General features: G+C 49.0%; 17 protein-coding genes. 7 read left to right on the forward strand and 10 right to left on the reverse strand.

Annotation, left to right across the window (positions count from 1 at the left end; all coding sequences use genetic code 11):
- The first annotated feature begins 117 nt into the window (after nucleotides 1-117).
- On the forward strand, nucleotides 118-573 hold the full coding sequence (locus UF06_RS20735; RefSeq protein WP_045572130.1) for an N-acetyltransferase: 456 nt from the start codon (nucleotides 118-120) through the stop codon (nucleotides 571-573).
- Between the two features lie 113 nt (nucleotides 574-686).
- Nucleotides 687-1,592: a dienelactone hydrolase family protein gene (locus tag UF06_RS20740; protein WP_045572131.1), complete on the forward strand. Its 906-nt coding sequence runs from the start codon at nucleotides 687-689 to the stop codon at nucleotides 1,590-1,592.
- A 66-nt stretch (nucleotides 1,593-1,658) separates the two neighbouring features.
- Here the strand turns inward: UF06_RS20740 and UF06_RS20745 are convergent, their stop codons facing one another.
- The 9 genes from UF06_RS20745 to UF06_RS20785 form a co-directional block, all read right to left on the reverse strand.
- A complete protein-coding gene (locus UF06_RS20745; protein ID WP_045572288.1) occupies nucleotides 1,659-2,054 on the reverse strand; it encodes a DUF296 domain-containing protein in 396 nt (131 codons plus the stop codon).
- Nucleotides 2,055-2,115: 61 nt separating this feature from the next.
- Entirely contained in the window at nucleotides 2,116-2,445 is a 330-nt protein-coding gene (locus UF06_RS20750; RefSeq protein ID WP_139046427.1) for a hypothetical protein, read from the reverse strand.
- A 63-nt stretch (nucleotides 2,446-2,508) separates the two neighbouring features.
- Entirely contained in the window at nucleotides 2,509-3,402 is an 894-nt protein-coding gene (locus UF06_RS20755; RefSeq protein WP_045572133.1) for an amino acid ABC transporter permease, read from the reverse strand.
- A gap of 3 nt (nucleotides 3,403-3,405) precedes the next feature.
- Nucleotides 3,406-4,248 carry a transporter substrate-binding domain-containing protein gene (locus UF06_RS20760; protein ID WP_045572134.1) on the reverse strand — a complete coding sequence of 281 codons (843 nt, stop codon included), beginning with the start codon at nucleotides 4,246-4,248 and terminating at the stop codon, nucleotides 3,406-3,408.
- 20 nt (nucleotides 4,249-4,268) lie between these two features.
- Entirely contained in the window at nucleotides 4,269-5,060 is a 792-nt protein-coding gene (locus UF06_RS20765) for an amino acid ABC transporter permease (protein ID WP_045572289.1), read from the reverse strand.
- Nucleotides 5,061-5,080: 20 nt separating this feature from the next.
- Nucleotides 5,081-5,797: an amino acid ABC transporter ATP-binding protein gene (locus UF06_RS20770; protein WP_277914548.1), complete on the reverse strand. Its 717-nt coding sequence runs from the start codon at nucleotides 5,795-5,797 to the stop codon at nucleotides 5,081-5,083.
- A 104-nt stretch (nucleotides 5,798-5,901) separates the two neighbouring features.
- Nucleotides 5,902-6,897: a succinylglutamate desuccinylase/aspartoacylase family protein gene (locus tag UF06_RS20775; RefSeq protein WP_045572136.1), complete on the reverse strand. Its 996-nt coding sequence runs from the start codon at nucleotides 6,895-6,897 to the stop codon at nucleotides 5,902-5,904.
- Nucleotides 6,898-7,006: 109 nt separating this feature from the next.
- A complete protein-coding gene (gene ltaE, locus UF06_RS20780; RefSeq protein WP_226972474.1) occupies nucleotides 7,007-8,026 on the reverse strand; it encodes a low-specificity L-threonine aldolase in 1,020 nt (339 codons plus the stop codon).
- A gap of 42 nt (nucleotides 8,027-8,068) precedes the next feature.
- Complete coding sequence (locus UF06_RS20785) at nucleotides 8,069-8,584, reverse strand: NUDIX hydrolase (protein WP_045572137.1); 516 nt, start codon at nucleotides 8,582-8,584, stop codon at nucleotides 8,069-8,071.
- A gap of 277 nt (nucleotides 8,585-8,861) precedes the next feature.
- Here UF06_RS20785 and UF06_RS20790 point away from each other — a divergent pair, with 277 nt between their 5' ends.
- The 4 genes from UF06_RS20790 (at nucleotide 8,862) to UF06_RS20805 (ending at nucleotide 12,916) form a co-directional block, all read left to right on the forward strand.
- On the forward strand, nucleotides 8,862-10,529 hold the full coding sequence (locus UF06_RS20790; protein WP_045572138.1) for an ATPase RavA domain-containing protein: 1,668 nt from the start codon (nucleotides 8,862-8,864) through the stop codon (nucleotides 10,527-10,529).
- Between the two features lie 9 nt (nucleotides 10,530-10,538).
- A complete protein-coding gene (gene viaA, locus UF06_RS20795) occupies nucleotides 10,539-11,984 on the forward strand; it encodes an ATPase RavA stimulator ViaA (RefSeq protein WP_045572139.1) in 1,446 nt (481 codons plus the stop codon).
- 132 nt (nucleotides 11,985-12,116) lie between these two features.
- On the forward strand, nucleotides 12,117-12,461 hold the full coding sequence (locus UF06_RS20800) for an MmcQ/YjbR family DNA-binding protein (RefSeq protein ID WP_045572140.1): 345 nt from the start codon (nucleotides 12,117-12,119) through the stop codon (nucleotides 12,459-12,461).
- 20 nt (nucleotides 12,462-12,481) lie between these two features.
- A complete protein-coding gene (locus UF06_RS20805) occupies nucleotides 12,482-12,916 on the forward strand; it encodes an Mpo1-like protein (protein ID WP_045572141.1) in 435 nt (144 codons plus the stop codon).
- 7 nt (nucleotides 12,917-12,923) lie between these two features.
- Here UF06_RS20805 and UF06_RS20810 read toward each other — a convergent pair whose 3' ends face one another.
- A complete protein-coding gene (locus tag UF06_RS20810; protein WP_045572142.1) occupies nucleotides 12,924-13,544 on the reverse strand; it encodes a LysE family translocator in 621 nt (206 codons plus the stop codon).
- A 278-nt stretch (nucleotides 13,545-13,822) separates the two neighbouring features.
- On the opposite strand from UF06_RS20810, the gene rbsD reads away from it, so the two are divergent.
- Nucleotides 13,823-14,242, forward strand: coding sequence for a D-ribose pyranase (rbsD, locus tag UF06_RS20815; protein WP_045572143.1), 420 nt, complete (start codon nucleotides 13,823-13,825; stop codon nucleotides 14,240-14,242).
- Nucleotides 14,243-14,259 lie beyond the last annotated feature (17 nt).

The raw sequence follows: 14,259 nt of genomic DNA on the forward strand, positions 1-14,259 counted from the left end.
ACCTTAGGGTGCCGAGTTGCTTTTGGGCAAATCATCACCTGAAATCAGGCGTACTTTGGCACAACACGATAATTGCGCTATCTTATGCCTCTTGATTTTTCTCCATGAAATACCGACATGAATCTACACATCCGCAATGCAAATAGAGAAGACATTCACGCCATCGCACAGCTCGAACAGCAACTTTTCGCCGAACACGGTTACCCGATCTTTTTCATCCGCCAAGCGCTCGATTGTTGGCCTGGTGGCGTGTATGTTGCGCAGGTTGACAGACAGCTTGCTGGTTATGTTTTGATTGCTCCGACCGATCACTCTGCAGATGAAGCGTGGATGCTTTCACTCGCCGTTTCATCGTCCCATCAAGGGCAGGGAATTGCGCGCAAACTGGTGCGTCACGCACTCGCTCACACTGGGCAATATCAAAAAATCAAGCTGACGGTGGCACCAGAAAACGAGCCCGCACTGCGCCTTTATCAATCGGAAGGCTTTCAACTCATTGATAGAGAAAGTAATTACTTTGGAGATGGTGAAGAACGATTGGTGATGTGCTATCAACGCGAGTCAACAGCTTAAGAAAGCGTTAGTTTACTACTGTTTGGGTACGTTATTTTGCAAGTGATATGCCACTTGGTGATTTTCGCCGAGTTAACTATGGTTAATGAACCTAGTGAAAAGAGAGCAAGCAAATGGACAAAAATACGCTGCAACAGGAAGTAGACCAAGCGATTCCGCAAGAAGCGTTCGATTGGTATGACGACTATGCCCACGGCCGAATTGATCGCCGTGAGTTTTTAGGCAAATTAGCCGGTTTGGCAGTCCTTGGTTTTAGTGTCAGCTCTATCACGGCGGCGCTTCTACCCGACTATGCCAGAGCTGAGCAAGTGTCGTTTAACGATCCCGATATCAAAGCGAACTATGTTTCCTTTTCATCGCCGCTGGGGTATGGGGAAGGACGAGGCTATATGGTCACGCCAGCAAAGATCCTTCAGCCGACTCCCACGGTTTTGGTGGTGCATGAAAATCGGGGACTGAATCCTTACATTGAAGATGTCGCTCGGCGTTTGGCCAAAGTGGGTTTTATTGCTTTTGCTCCGGATGCATTAGCGCCGCTGGGTGGCTACCCCGGCAATGATGATCAGGGGCGAGAGATGCAAAAAAGCCTCGACAGAGAGAAAGTGGAGCAAGATTTTATTGCTGCCGCTCAATATCTCAAGTCACATCCAAATAGTAGCGGTAAGCTGGGTGCCGTTGGTTTTTGCTTCGGCGGTTACGTGGTCAATCTGTTGGCAGCGGTGCTGGGTGAAGAATTGAATGCAGGCGTTCCATTTTATGGTACACCCGCGGCTAAGTCTCTGCGCCGGAGCATCAAAGCGCCGCTGATGCTGCACTTTGCCGAGCTGGATAAACGAGTCAATGATACTTGGCCAGATTACGAGGCGGACCTCAAAGCGATCAATGCCAACTATCAAGCGTTTATCTACGCCAATGTTAATCATGGTTTCCACAACGATTCGACCGCACGCTACGCGAAAGAAGAGGCAGAGTTGGCTTGGCAGCGTACGCTTGGCTTCTTTAACCAGCAGCTACGCTAGCCAAGCAGACGAACATCCCCCCGCCTTTGCGTTTTAAAGTGCAAAGTGGGGTGGGTGGCGAGAGTTCTAATCGGCAACCAATTCGCTAAATCCAGTCTGCTCGTCAAATGCTCGCTGAAAGACTAAGTCGGGATAGTGATGAATGATGAGCTCAGCGGTGGTGTCAATCAAACAGCCCTCAAGAAGATGTCCGCCCCAAACGCGGCCCTGTGTGTCAGACACCGCAATATGCACATGCTGGTGATTGGCCGTTAGTGTCCCCATCAACGAAACCAGCTCAAAAGGTGCCTCAAGTGACAACGTTTGCTCAGCGCCCGCAAGGCGGATGTTCAGCGCAGAGAGTGAGCCCACACACGAGGTGATACTGCCCGCACGAATAGAGTGCTTGGTGACTATGTCAGCCAGCGCTTTTTTCAAATCGTCACCGCGCGTAAGGCGAGTGACCAGAATATTGATTGCCATGATTGTCCTGTTAATTTTCAGAAACGCCATAAAGACATTCGTTTTATGGCGTTTTGCAAAGTTAGCTTTTTAGGTTACCACGCTCGATTTGCTGAAGCAGTTCATTGGCTTTTTTCATCGCACTGCGCGCATTATTGGCTTGGCGCTTTTTAAGCAGGATATCTGAAAACTGCAAATACTTGTTGGCAGTTTGAAAGCGCAGCTCAGCGATATCATTGAAGTTAGCGGGTAACTCAGACGCCAGCTTGTCAATTTCTACGACTAAGCGATCAAGATTATTGGTTGTGGAGGCTTTTTCAAGGCGAAGATACAAACCATCAAAATCATTTTTGTACAGCACACGAGCGGCATCCTGCGGATAGTCCAATTCTTCACCATTTTCTCTCGCCACGAGGTAAGCACTCATTAACGGACGAGAGGAGTTTTTCTTAAACCCTGTTTGCTATAAGACGCTCTAACGGCGTAAATACTTTAAGCTGCGCAGTTCAATACGCTTGAACACGGTAGACAAAGAGAAACAAAGCAGCAGATAGCAAAAACCGACAATCAGCCAAATTTCGAAAATAAAACCGGAAGAGTTGGCGACCTCACTGCCCACAAAGGTTAGCTCTTGAATGGAAATCAAAGAGACGATAGAGGTTTCTTTCACCAGCGAGATAGTTTGCCCTGCTAACGCTGGCGTAATGGATGCCAATACTTGTGGACCAATCACAAAACGATACTTGACCCAAGCGGAGAGGCCAAGTGAATCCGCAGCTTCCCACTGACCTTTGGCAATGCTACGCAGTCCTGCGCGAACGATTTCGGCAATGTAAGCCGAAGAGAGCAAACCGAGACACATCACACCGGAGAGCAAGTTTTCCCACAAATTGGCGGGGCCAAACAGCCAAGTTATCGCCGCTGGTGGCGTTGCTGGGTAATTGCGCAAAAGTGTTTCCAAACCAAGTAACGGAATAAGTTGGTTAGAAATAAAGAAGTAGAAAATAAAGACAAACACCAATGGTGGAATATTACGGATTAACTGCACAAACGCATTGGCAGGAACGCGCAGCATCGAACGTTCGCTTGTTCTGGCAATGCCAATCAAGGTGCCCAGCATCAAAGCCAGTAGCATCGACCAACAACTTAGCCTCAACGTGGCAAGCACTCCTTGAAAAAAGTATGGCAAACTGCCATCGGCGCGCGGAGTGAAAATGAGTTCAAGCGCCTCTTGCCAATGCCACTGATAATGAATGCCAACTGAAGAACGGTGGTAGAGCCAAGCCAGCAGGCCAATAATTAAGAGGCTCAGCCCGACATCCAGCGGGCTGAGTTTATAGCGAAAAGGTGGATGCGATTTAACCGTCATAGGTTATTGGCCCGATGCAATCTGATCTTGCCAATCTAACGTCGAGAACCAGTACTCGTAACGTTGTTGCAACCAGCCATCGGCCATGCGCGCTTGGATCCAAGTGTCGAAAAAGGCTTTTTTGTCTTCTTCCCCAAGGCGCACCGCAAACGCTTCATTGCCTTTGGCAAGGCGCTCGCTAAACGGCAGGAACAGTTTATCGCTATGTTTAATGGTTTCGTGTTCAGGTTTTGGGCTGGAGGCAATTACGGCGTGAGCATTACCGTTGATCACTTCTTGGAACGCTTGAGCATCGTCATCAAACTGTAGAATGGTTGCTTTCGGGAAGGTTTCGCGGGCCACTTGCACGGTAAATGCGCCTCGTCTAGCGGCGATGTTCACCCGGCGCGAATTGAATTTTTCCATCGAGGTGAAATCGGCTGCTAGCGTTTTACTGGCTGCAATTTGCACGCCGGAGTGAGAATAGGGCGCAGTAAACAGCACGCTTTTTGAACGCTCTGGGGTGACGGACATACCGCCGATGATGACGTCAAATTTCTTTGCTAAGAGAGCGGGAATGATGCCATCCCAAGCGGTTGGAACAAATTCGACTTTCCAGCCGGAATCAGCCGCTAAGCGCTTAGCGACATCAATTTCAAAGCCAATCAGTTCTCCTTGTTTGTTACGCATCGCCCATGGAACGAAGGTGGACATGCCAACACGCAGTGTACCGCGTTGATTGATACTATCGAGATTGGCAGTTGCGCTTTCGTTAGCCAGTGATGGTGTGCTCAGGCTGATCCCGAGTAGGCCAGTGAGAAACGCAGCAATACTTAAGCGAGCGATTCGGTGTTTAAACAGTTTCATGCTTCTTCCCTTAAATGTGTTTAATGTGAACGCCAGCGAGCACCGAGGCGATGTTCCAGCCAAGCAGAAAGTGCTGACAGACTTAACGTGAGTAACAGATAGATGGCAGCGACACTAAACCAGATCTCAAAGGGCATTGCCGTTTCAGAGACGATATTCCTGCCTTGGGTGGTGAGATCGAAAATGGCCATCACACTGACGATAGACGAGTTTTTGATCAGAGACACCATTTCATTGGTCAACGGTGGGAGAGTTCGTTGCAAAAGTTGCGGCAAGATCACATCGTAGAAAGTAAAGAACGTCGACAAGCCAAGTGATTTTGCTGCTTCGTATTGCCCTTGCGCAATGCCGTTGAGCCCGCCACGCAAAACCTCAGCAGTATAAGCGCCTTGAAACAGCGCGAGCGCGAGCACGGCGGTTGAAAAGCGATCCAGCCCAATGACTGGGCCAAAAACAAAATAGAGCAGGTAAATTTGCACCAGCAGCGGTGTGTTTCTGACCACTGCGACATAACCAGTGCCAAGGGCTCGGCCGACAATCGAACGTGACTGACGTAGTAGGGCGGTGGTCAGCCCCAGTAACAAGGTGAAAAGAAGGCTGATGGCAGTGAGCTGCAACGTGACCATAAGACCTTGCAGTAGTTCAGCGGCCCACCATTCGCCATCTTCAAAAAAGAGAATGTAGTCAGGAACTCGATGCCACTGCCACTGATAGCCCATTGCTTTGGCTCCTGAATCGAGCAACCAGACCAGTGCGGCAAACATCAGCAGCGCTTGAACCATTGCCAGCAGAATAGGTTTAATTAAGCGCATGGCTTTATTGCTAACCATCGCTACCTCGAACCTAAAATTTGTTGGAGAAATTGTTGCGTACGCGGGTGCTGCGCTGCCGAGAAAAGTTGCTCTGGCGGTGCGATTTCTACTATTTCTCCTTCGTCCATGAACGCCACGCGATGGGCGACTTTGCGTGCAAAGCCCATTTCATGCGTGACACACATCATGGTGATGCCATCATTGGCCAGGTCAACCATCACATCCAGCACTTCGTTGATGGTTTCTGGGTCAAGTGCCGATGTTGGCTCGTCAAACAATAAAATCTCGGGTTGCATGCACAGAGAGCGTGCAATCGCCACACGCTGCTGTTGCCCGCCAGAAAGTTGGATTGGGTATTTGTCGGCTTGATCGGCGATTTTTACTCGTTCAAGCAACTGTTCTGCTCTTTGATTGGCTTCATGGCGACTTAATTTCAAGGTTCTCATCGGCGACAGGGTTAAGTTCTGTCTCACTGTCAGGTGAGGAAAGAGATTGAAGTGTTGAAAAACCATGCCGATTTTGCCACGGTTTTGAGGATTTTCCTGCAAATCGGGCAGAATACGGATTTCTCCTGCGTCGATCGATTCTAAGCCATTGACTGTGCGGATCAGCGTCGATTTCCCCGAACCGGATGGGCCGCAAATCACGAGAATTTCCCCTTTGCGCACGGACAGTGAGATTGATTTTAACGCTTGGAATTGACCGTACCACTTGCTGACTTGGCAGAACTCTATCACGCTCATTGGCTATTCTTGATTATTGTTTTGACCATACCTTAGCAAAATCAATAAGCTATTTCATCAGTCGTTTCGCCTCTCAACGTTTTGAGAGGCGAGTGGGCTTAGCGAATCAAACGCACCACTAAAGCGCCCGGCGCGCGCAGGGGTTCAAGGTTGTGGCTTAGAACCGTCGCGGCGACAGGCGCGGTGTAGTGAGCCATTTCTTCACCAAAGCTGTCGTACTGAAGAGCCAGCAATTGGCCCGGGGAAACATCTTGCAGTAGCTCAACCTGCGGAATGACAAAGCCGCCCATCTCGGCGCGCAGTGAGATAATCTCTTTGCCTTGCACGCAAGAAAGCGGCGTTGAGGGGACGCCGTCTTTGATCTGCAAGTGCGTCAGAATGTTATTGATTCCAGTGGCTGTACGTTCAACAAGGTCAAATTGCGTGTATCGCCCCATGCCCACTTCAACCGTAATGCAGGGGACACCGTGTTGATTCCAGACCGTTTCTAACACGCCCGCATCTCCCGGGTCATCGAGAATGGCATCTGGGTTTAACCAGCGAGCCATATCAAGCGAAGCTTGCAGGCGAAAATCGGCAAAAACATAAAGAGGATACGCTGCGCCGCTGGTTTGTGTGTGCAGATCGATGGCCAATTGTGCGTTGGGCTTTAACAGTTTTTGCCACAAGGTATCGAGGTAGCGGTTGGCTTCATTCCCTTTGGCATTGCCGGGGAAGTGACGGTTGAGATTGACGGCCGACGTGTCTGGATCGGCGGAATGAAAATCGCGACTGTGATTGAGCAAACCACTTAAGTTGATGGTGGGGACGATAGTCACGACGCCAGCTAAGCTCTGCCCGACCAGATCACGCGCCACTTTTTGTGCGCTGAGTACGCCGTTATATTCATCGCCATGAACGCCAGCAGTGATGAGCAATTTTTTGCCCGGTTTCTCACCTTTAAAGACCAGCACAGGCAGATGTTGCCACTGAGATAAAGCGTTGCTGGCAACGCGAAACCAGAATTTGTGCTCGCCGCTGGGTAAATCATCGACATCCAAAGCGTCAATCACACGTAGACCTTGGAGAGAATCAGCTAAGAATTGTGTGGCCATTGCAGTGGAGACTCCAAATGACGGTTAAACAAAATGCTCTGAGTAAAATGGGCAGAGCATCGTCAGTGACGCGCTCTGCCATAAAAATCACAATGCTCTGCCATGAAAATCATAAATAGGAGCGTAATACGCTGAGCAACCGATCGATGTCTTCGCGACGGATGTCCTTATGAGTGACAAAGCGGATTGGATTTCCCGGAGACACGATGATCTGCTCTTGCTTTAGCTTTTGCGCTATGGTTGCGATATCGACGCTATCATCGAGTTTGGCAAACACAATATTGGTTTGCACCCATTGCGGATTCACATCAAACCCGGGCAGTGTCGCAAGCCCTTGTGCCAGCGCTTTCGCGTTGTCGTGGTCTGTTTTGAGTTGGCTCACTTGCTCGGTCAGTGCCAATTTACCTGCGGCGGCTAAAATGCCCGCTTGGCGCATACCGCCGCCAACCATTTTGCGCAAACGACGCGCCTTAGTGATGTACTCTTTGCTTCCCAAAAGCAAAGAACCGACAGGCGCAGCGAGCCCTTTAGACAGGCAGATGGTCATTGAATCGAAATATTGAGCGATTTCACGCACTGGAACATCCAGCGCTACGGCGGCATTGTAGACACGCGCACCATCAAGATGCATTTTCAGCCCATGTTTGTTGGTAAAAGCGCGCGCTTGTTGAAGATAGCTTAGTGGTAACACTTTACCGTTGATGGTGTTTTCTAAGCTAAGCAGCTTGGTACGGGCGAAATGGCTGTCATCGGGCTTAATCGCAGCGGCGAGTTTATCAAAAGGCAATGTGCCATCTGGATTGTTCTCAATCGGCTGCGGCTGAATTGAGCCTAACACCGCCGCGCCGCCCGCTTCGTAACGATAGTTGTGCGCTTGTTGGCCACACAAGTATTCGTCACCACGTTCACAGTGAGACATCAAGCCGAGTAAGTTTGCCTGAGTGCCCGAAGTGGTGAAAAGCGCCGCTTCAAAACCCGTTTCGCTCGCTGCAAACGCTTCTAACTCATTGACGGTTGGATCATCGCCGTAGACATCATCGCCAACCATGGCGTTGGCCATGGCCTCACGCATCGCCGGGGTAGGCTGAGTGACGGTATCGGAGCGAAAATCAATTTTATTACTAGCCATCATTTCTCCTGACTTTACTGTTTTATTGGTGACTTTTTCTCTTTAGAGATAACCGCACAGTTTGGCTTTACTCAAACAAGCAATGGTTTTGCCATCGCTGATGCTGCCGTCAATAATTTTCTCTTCTAATTGCGAGACTGGCATAGTGACGACTTGAATCACTTCATCGTCATCACATTGATAGCGATTGGTTAGGCGCAGCTGCTTTGCCACGAACAGATATTGGATCTCATCGCAAAATCCAGCCAGCGGCGTGACTTGACCCAGTGAGTAAAAGCACTCTGCACTGTAACCTGTTTCTTCCTCTAACTCTCGTTGAGCACAGGTGAGTGGATCTTCATTGGCCTCTTTGGTGCCCGCCGGAAGTTCCAACAGCCATTTTTTTAACGAAGGGCGATACTGATTGATCAGCACAATTTCGCCTGATGCTGTGACGGGTAAAATGACCGCTGCACCGGGATGTTGGATGGTGGTATGGCAGACAGATTTGCCGTTAGGTAGGGCAACATTTTCTTCAACCAGGGCGATGTTTTTCCATTTATGTATGATTTTTCTCATGTCAAAACGACTTTCCTAGTTAACAGATTTGTAAAAAACTCAGCAGACAAGATACGCACTAACCAAGCCAAAAAAAAGCAATAATTGTGCAAACGCTGCTTTATCGATTGCGCAATCAGTGATTTGCGCCCCATAAATGCAATCTTTGTTTACCCGTTGTCAAGCGAAAGCGACTTCTGCTATAAGGGCTTCTCCGCACAAAATACACTTGTAACAAAGTGATAACAAATGTATAAAAGTACGTGTAACCATATCGATCTGAATCAGGAGTAACGTAATGATTCGCCCCTCTTTTGCGTCAAACGCAGACAAAGCGTTACTTTCCGAAAGAATTAACAAACTTTCCTTAGCGCTGGCTGATGGCGTCTATGAACGTGAATACACCATCAAACTTTGTCTGTTGGCCGCTTTGGCTGGCGAAAGCGTGTTTCTTCTTGGCCCTCCAGGTATTGCTAAGAGCTTGATTGCAAAGCGCCTTATCCAAGCATTTGACAACAGCAGCTATTTTGAATACCTGATGACGCGTTTTTCCACGCCAGAAGAAGTGTTTGGTCCGCTCAGCATTCAAGAGCTGAAAGACAATGGCCGTTATGTGCGCTTAACCCAAGGCTATCTACCGACGGCGCAAGTAGTTTTTCTAGACGAAATTTGGAAAGCAGGACCAGCGATCCTAAACACGCTCCTTACCGTGGTGAACGAAAAGACCTTTAAAAATGGCAGCGATATCGAGCGTGTGCCGATGCGTCTGCTGATTTCTGCGTCTAACGAATTACCGGATGAAGACAGTGGCCTCGAAGCCTTGTACGATCGAATGTTGGTACGTGTCTTCGTCAACCGAATTCAGAACAAGCAAAATTTCAAATCGATGCTGACGGTCGGTACGCCAGAAGAAGCGCGCGTTCCTGAAGGTTTGGCGATCACCGATGGAGAGTATCATCAGTGGCAGCAGGCGCTCGAGTCACTCAAACTCAACGATAAAGTGTTTGAAAAGCTCTATCAGCTCAAATCGATGCTGGAAGAGAAAGTGGAAGCCCAAGGCTACGATGCGGCTGACATGGATCTCTATGTCTCTGACCGTCGCTGGAAAAAGGCGGTGCGCCTTCTCAAAGCGAGTGCCTTTTTCAATGGTCGTGATGAGATCAATCCACTGGATCTGCTGTTACTGCAAGACTGCTTGTGGAATAGTCCTGACTCTCGTGACGTGGTCACTTCTGTCATCCAAGAATTTGCCCTTAACCACGCGTTTGATCAAAAGAACGTACAGCACCAAATCGACCATTGTCGCGAAGAGCTGGCGGACATTCAGCAGGAGCTGGAAGAGCAGTACGGCATAGTGTTGTCGATGGAATCCTCGGCGGGTCTTTTGCGTAAAGGGAAAGAAGTACACCATTTTGATACTTCAGAAGCGCGCATTTACAGCGTTGGGCCAACGCGCAATTTGGTCAAACTGGTGCTACTGCAAAGCAACATGTCAGTCTCTGAATCTGAACGAGGCGATAGCCGATGGGTGTATGTGCAAAAAGATGAGTTGGATCGCTTGATCAAAGAAGGTCATGGCGACCTCTATGGTTTTGTTAATCAAAATACCAATTTGTGCCGCCTTAAGTTCGACCTTGATGCCTCGAACAACCTAGTCGTTCGTGATATTGCCAACCGCGCGGTGCTGGTCAGTTTGGTGACGAAAGAGGGGCTTAATCAAGAACACTACCAAAAGTGGGTAGAAAAATGTGACAGCGCTTTTAGCAAACTCACGGAGGCTGAACACCACTTACGTAAAGCGCGCAGCGATTTTCATGGTGCCTTGCCGCACAACTTCATTGATCCGGAACTGCCTCGTTTAATGGAAGCAACGCTGCAACAGGTCAATCACACGCTGGAAACCACCAAAAGCGAGAGTGAGAAAACCATGTTCCGCATTAAGCATCTCAACGAGTACTTTTCGTAAGGAGCCGCCATGCTGGGAGCCGATAGCCTTAACCTCGCGTTAATGATTGCAGACTCAGGCATTGTTGAGTCTGCGGTGAATGATTTAATGGCCCGTTCGCAACTCATGGTGATGGCGGAAAACCAAGGTGTAAAATCTTCGGTAAAAAACCATCTGCTTAAATGGCGCGGTAGCGTTAAACGGCGTATTACCAAAGTGTGTGAAACCGAGCGCTTCCAGCAAGAGTTTTCGCTCTATCAAAGCGTCATTCACCTTAGCGAGCGCGAGTTTTTCGAGCAGATCGATGAGGTAGTGAAAAAACTGGAGTGGCATTCCGCGTTTTACATGCAGGCGCGTAGGTTGCTGGAGAAAAACAAAGGGGTGTTTAACCCCATGTTTCCACACTACTTCTGCGATCAGTGGTATCAGAGTTTAAGCGACGCGGTCAAACAAGCGCAGGTGACTGAGCTGGAAGCGAACAAAGAGAAAATGCTCGCCGACATGTATCAGCGCATGGAAACCATGAAAAGCATGGACAAAGTGACCGACGGTGGAGATGAAGGCAGCGTTGGTCGTCTGTGGGATATGGCGGCGGCTAAGCTGAGCAAAACGGACGTTTCCGTAATGAAACGCTACGCCGAGTTTCTAAAAAAGAACAAAGGCTTGCAAGAGATAGCCGAGCAGCTTGGCCGCATGGCGAATGAGGTGGATGATCCGGATCTCTACCGTACACCAGCGGAAGAGCTGCAGATGGTGGAAGAGAAAAGCGATGAAGCCACCGATGACATTGTCGGCATTCACGAGAGTGATGATCTTAATAAACTGCTGCCGAATGAAACCATGTTTCTCGCCTATCCGGAGCTGGAAGTGGTGTTTTACAAGCATTTGGCCGATAAACGTTTAATGAACTATCGAGTCAAAGGCAAATCGCGCACCCTGCGTAAAGTAAAAGCGCATAAACCAGATAACCAGCAAGTTGAAATCGAAAAAGGGCCGTTTGTTATTTGTGTTGACGCATCGGGCTCGATGAGTGGTTTTCCAGAGCAAAGCGCTAAAGCGATGGCGTATGCGCTGATGCAGATTGCGTTAGCAGAAGAGCGAGACTGTTATGTGATCTTATTCTCCACCGAGCAGATCACCTATGAGCTGACTCGCCAAGATGGCTTGCGTGAAGCGGCGGACTTCCTTACTTATACCTTTCATGGCGGCACCGCGTTTGAGCCCGTGTTGCTTAAATCGATTGAGCTGATGAGTGGTGAGAAGTATCGCAACGCGGATCTGGTGGTGTTGTCTGATTTTATCGCGCCGAGACAGTCGGAAGAGATGTTGGCGAAGGTCGAGCAGCTTAAGTTGCAACAAAACCGTTTTCACGCGGTAAGTCTGTCCAAATATGGCAACCCTGAGTTGATGTCGATGTTTGATCACTGTTGGACTTACCACCCGAGCTTGGTCGGTCGCTTAATGAAAAAATGGTAACGAGAAAAACGAAAGAGAGCCGTGAGCTCTCTTTTTTTATGTGTCGCTTCACAACAAGGCATTTCTAATGCTTAACTTATCATTAATCAGTGGCATCTTATGATGCACCGGATTCCATAGTTGGTGAGAGCGATGACGATCAACGAGTTACAGCAATACCTAGACACCTTCAACTGCGCGCAAAGTGATTTTCCTTTTGGCCCGGACGCTCTGGTTTATAAGGTTAAAGAGAAAATGTTTGCTATTTTGGCCACGCGTGAAGGAAAAGAGTACGTCACGCTCAAAGCGAAACCTGAAGATGGCGAAGTGCTCTGTGCACAATTTAGCGCCATCACGCCAGGCTATCACACCAACAAGCGCCACTGGATTACAGTCTATTTTGCTGGCGATGTCGAGGATGGCTTGATCGAAGATTTGTGTCAGCGCTCTTATGACTTAGTGGTGGCCAAACTGCCCAAATCACAGCGGCCACTTTAGCGCAATTAGGAAGGGAAACGATGCGTACCTTGACTCAGTGGCTTGACGCTTACGGGCAAAGCCATCAACACCCGATCAATCAGCGTATCCACACCATCGCAGTGCCGGGGATTTTTTTCTCTGTGGTGGCGCTGATCTGGTCCATTCCCCCCATTACTTTGTCTGGCATGACACTCAATTGGGTCTGGCTCGCTGCCTTACCCGTGTGGGTGTTTTATTTTCGCCTTTCACTGAGCGTCTTCTTGCTGATGCTCGGTTATACCTTGTCTTGCATCGCGCTGGCTTGGAGCTTAGCGCTTTTGCAACTGCCCGTTTTTACTATCGCCCTGGCGCTGTTTGTCTGCTTGTGGCTGTTGCAGTTCATCGGCCATAAAATTGAAGGTAAAAAGCCGTCCTTTTTTGAAGACGTGCAGTTTCTCCTCATCGGGCCGATCTGGGTGTTCAGAAAGCGCTAATGGCTCCTTAGCTAAAGAACAACCAGATGCCGACGCCGACCATCAAGCTGCCTGCAATTCGGTTGAGCGTCCGCACATTTTGTGACTTGCCAAGAATGCGTTTTAGCCCCTTACCGCCGGTGGCGTAGAGCGTCATGCAGACAAACTCCGAGATAAGAATAATGCCGACTAACAGCATTAGTTGTGGGGTAAGTGGCGCCGATTGATCGATAAAAGGCGGTAACAGCGAAATCATAAACGCCCAACCTTTGGGGTTCGCAATGGCGGTGATAAAGCCTTGCATCACCAAATTCCAGTTACCACCGACCGTGACGGGGCTACCATCGCCTGATAATGCTAGCTTGCCTTTCGAGCGCCACATCTGTACGCCAAGGTAGATCAAATAGAGCGCGCCTAGCACTTTGAAACTGACAAACAGCATCGGGTAGTTGAGCATGATAGCCGCAATACCAATCACCGCCGACACCGAGACCAACGCCACTCCGGCGAGTTCACCGATCATCATCCATAATGTGCGTTTGTAGCCAATACTCATGCCCAAGCTCAGCGCCAGCGTCATGCACATGCCGGGCGTAATCGAGACAAAGAAGAAGGTTGGAACAAAAGCAGAGAGCAATGCAAGGTTCATAGGGCTAAGGTTTCCTGAAACAAAACGTGACGAGAAAGATCATTTGTTAACAATTTGCTCGACATAGAATACTGGTTTCGTGAATTTTGTCGAAATCTATTTGTGATCGATTGCGCTGTTTTTTTACCACGAGCCAAACTTTGCAAGATCGCTATCACAGATTGAGTGGGGAGCAATAGCAAATTATACCGCGCGATATACTATCTCATCGAAACGTTTCGATGATGATTTTCCGACGAGGATGACTCGGATTTTTCCAACGTACCGAGAGACGCACAATGAAAAAAAGTACCCTGATAAACTCTGACCTTTCTTACCTAGTGGCCACTTTGGGACACACCGATGAGATCACCATTTGTGATGCGGGTTTACCCATTCCCGATCAAGTGACGCGCATTGATTTGGCGCTGACCCATGGCGTCCCCAGTTTTATTGAAACGGTTGGCGTTTTCTTGTCAGAATCACAGATTGAAGGGGTGGTAATGGCGGAGGAGTTTGCTCAAGTTAGCCCAGAGCTTCATCAGGCGCTGCTTGTTCAATTGCAGCAAGAGCAAGAACGCACTGGCAAGAGCATCGCCATTTCCTATGTGTCTCATCAAGAGTTTAAGCAACGTACTCAGCAAAGCAAAGCGGTGGTGAGAACGGGCGAATGTACGCCTTATGCAAACGTCATTTTTCAGGCCGGCGTGGTTTTTTAAGCGGCGAGAACGTGAGG

It is taken from the genome of Vibrio sp. S234-5, assembly GCF_000960595.1.
Lineage (GTDB): Bacteria > Pseudomonadota > Gammaproteobacteria > Enterobacterales > Vibrionaceae > Vibrio.

Excerpts from the sequence above, each read along its gene's own strand:
- UF06_RS20805 (WP_045572141.1), top strand. The coding sequence starts at position 12,482 with ATGCGTACCTTGACTCAGTGGCTTGACGCTTACGGGCAAAGCCATCAA.
- UF06_RS20810 (WP_045572142.1), bottom strand. The coding sequence starts at position 13,544 with ATGAACCTTGCATTGCTCTCTGCTTTTGTTCCAACCTTCTTCTTTGTC.
- UF06_RS20760 (WP_045572134.1), bottom strand. The coding sequence starts at position 4,248 with ATGAAACTGTTTAAACACCGAATCGCTCGCTTAAGTATTGCTGCGTTT.
- UF06_RS20765 (WP_045572289.1), bottom strand. The coding sequence starts at position 5,060 with ATGCGCTTAATTAAACCTATTCTGCTGGCAATGGTTCAAGCGCTGCTG.
- rbsD (WP_045572143.1), top strand. The coding sequence starts at position 13,823 with ATGAAAAAAAGTACCCTGATAAACTCTGACCTTTCTTACCTAGTGGCC.
- UF06_RS20745 (WP_045572288.1), bottom strand. The coding sequence starts at position 2,054 with ATGGCAATCAATATTCTGGTCACTCGCCTTACGCGCGGTGACGATTTG.
- ltaE (WP_226972474.1), bottom strand. The coding sequence starts at position 8,026 with ATGGCTAGTAATAAAATTGATTTTCGCTCCGATACCGTCACTCAGCCT.
- UF06_RS20740 (WP_045572131.1), top strand. The coding sequence starts at position 687 with ATGGACAAAAATACGCTGCAACAGGAAGTAGACCAAGCGATTCCGCAA.
- UF06_RS20735 (WP_045572130.1), top strand. The coding sequence starts at position 118 with ATGAATCTACACATCCGCAATGCAAATAGAGAAGACATTCACGCCATC.
- UF06_RS20755 (WP_045572133.1), bottom strand. The coding sequence starts at position 3,402 with ATGACGGTTAAATCGCATCCACCTTTTCGCTATAAACTCAGCCCGCTG.
- UF06_RS20790 (WP_045572138.1), top strand. The coding sequence starts at position 8,862 with ATGATTCGCCCCTCTTTTGCGTCAAACGCAGACAAAGCGTTACTTTCC.
- viaA (WP_045572139.1), top strand. The coding sequence starts at position 10,539 with ATGCTGGGAGCCGATAGCCTTAACCTCGCGTTAATGATTGCAGACTCA.
- UF06_RS20785 (WP_045572137.1), bottom strand. The coding sequence starts at position 8,584 with ATGAGAAAAATCATACATAAATGGAAAAACATCGCCCTGGTTGAAGAA.
- UF06_RS20775 (WP_045572136.1), bottom strand. The coding sequence starts at position 6,897 with ATGGCCACACAATTCTTAGCTGATTCTCTCCAAGGTCTACGTGTGATT.
- UF06_RS20800 (WP_045572140.1), top strand. The coding sequence starts at position 12,117 with ATGACGATCAACGAGTTACAGCAATACCTAGACACCTTCAACTGCGCG.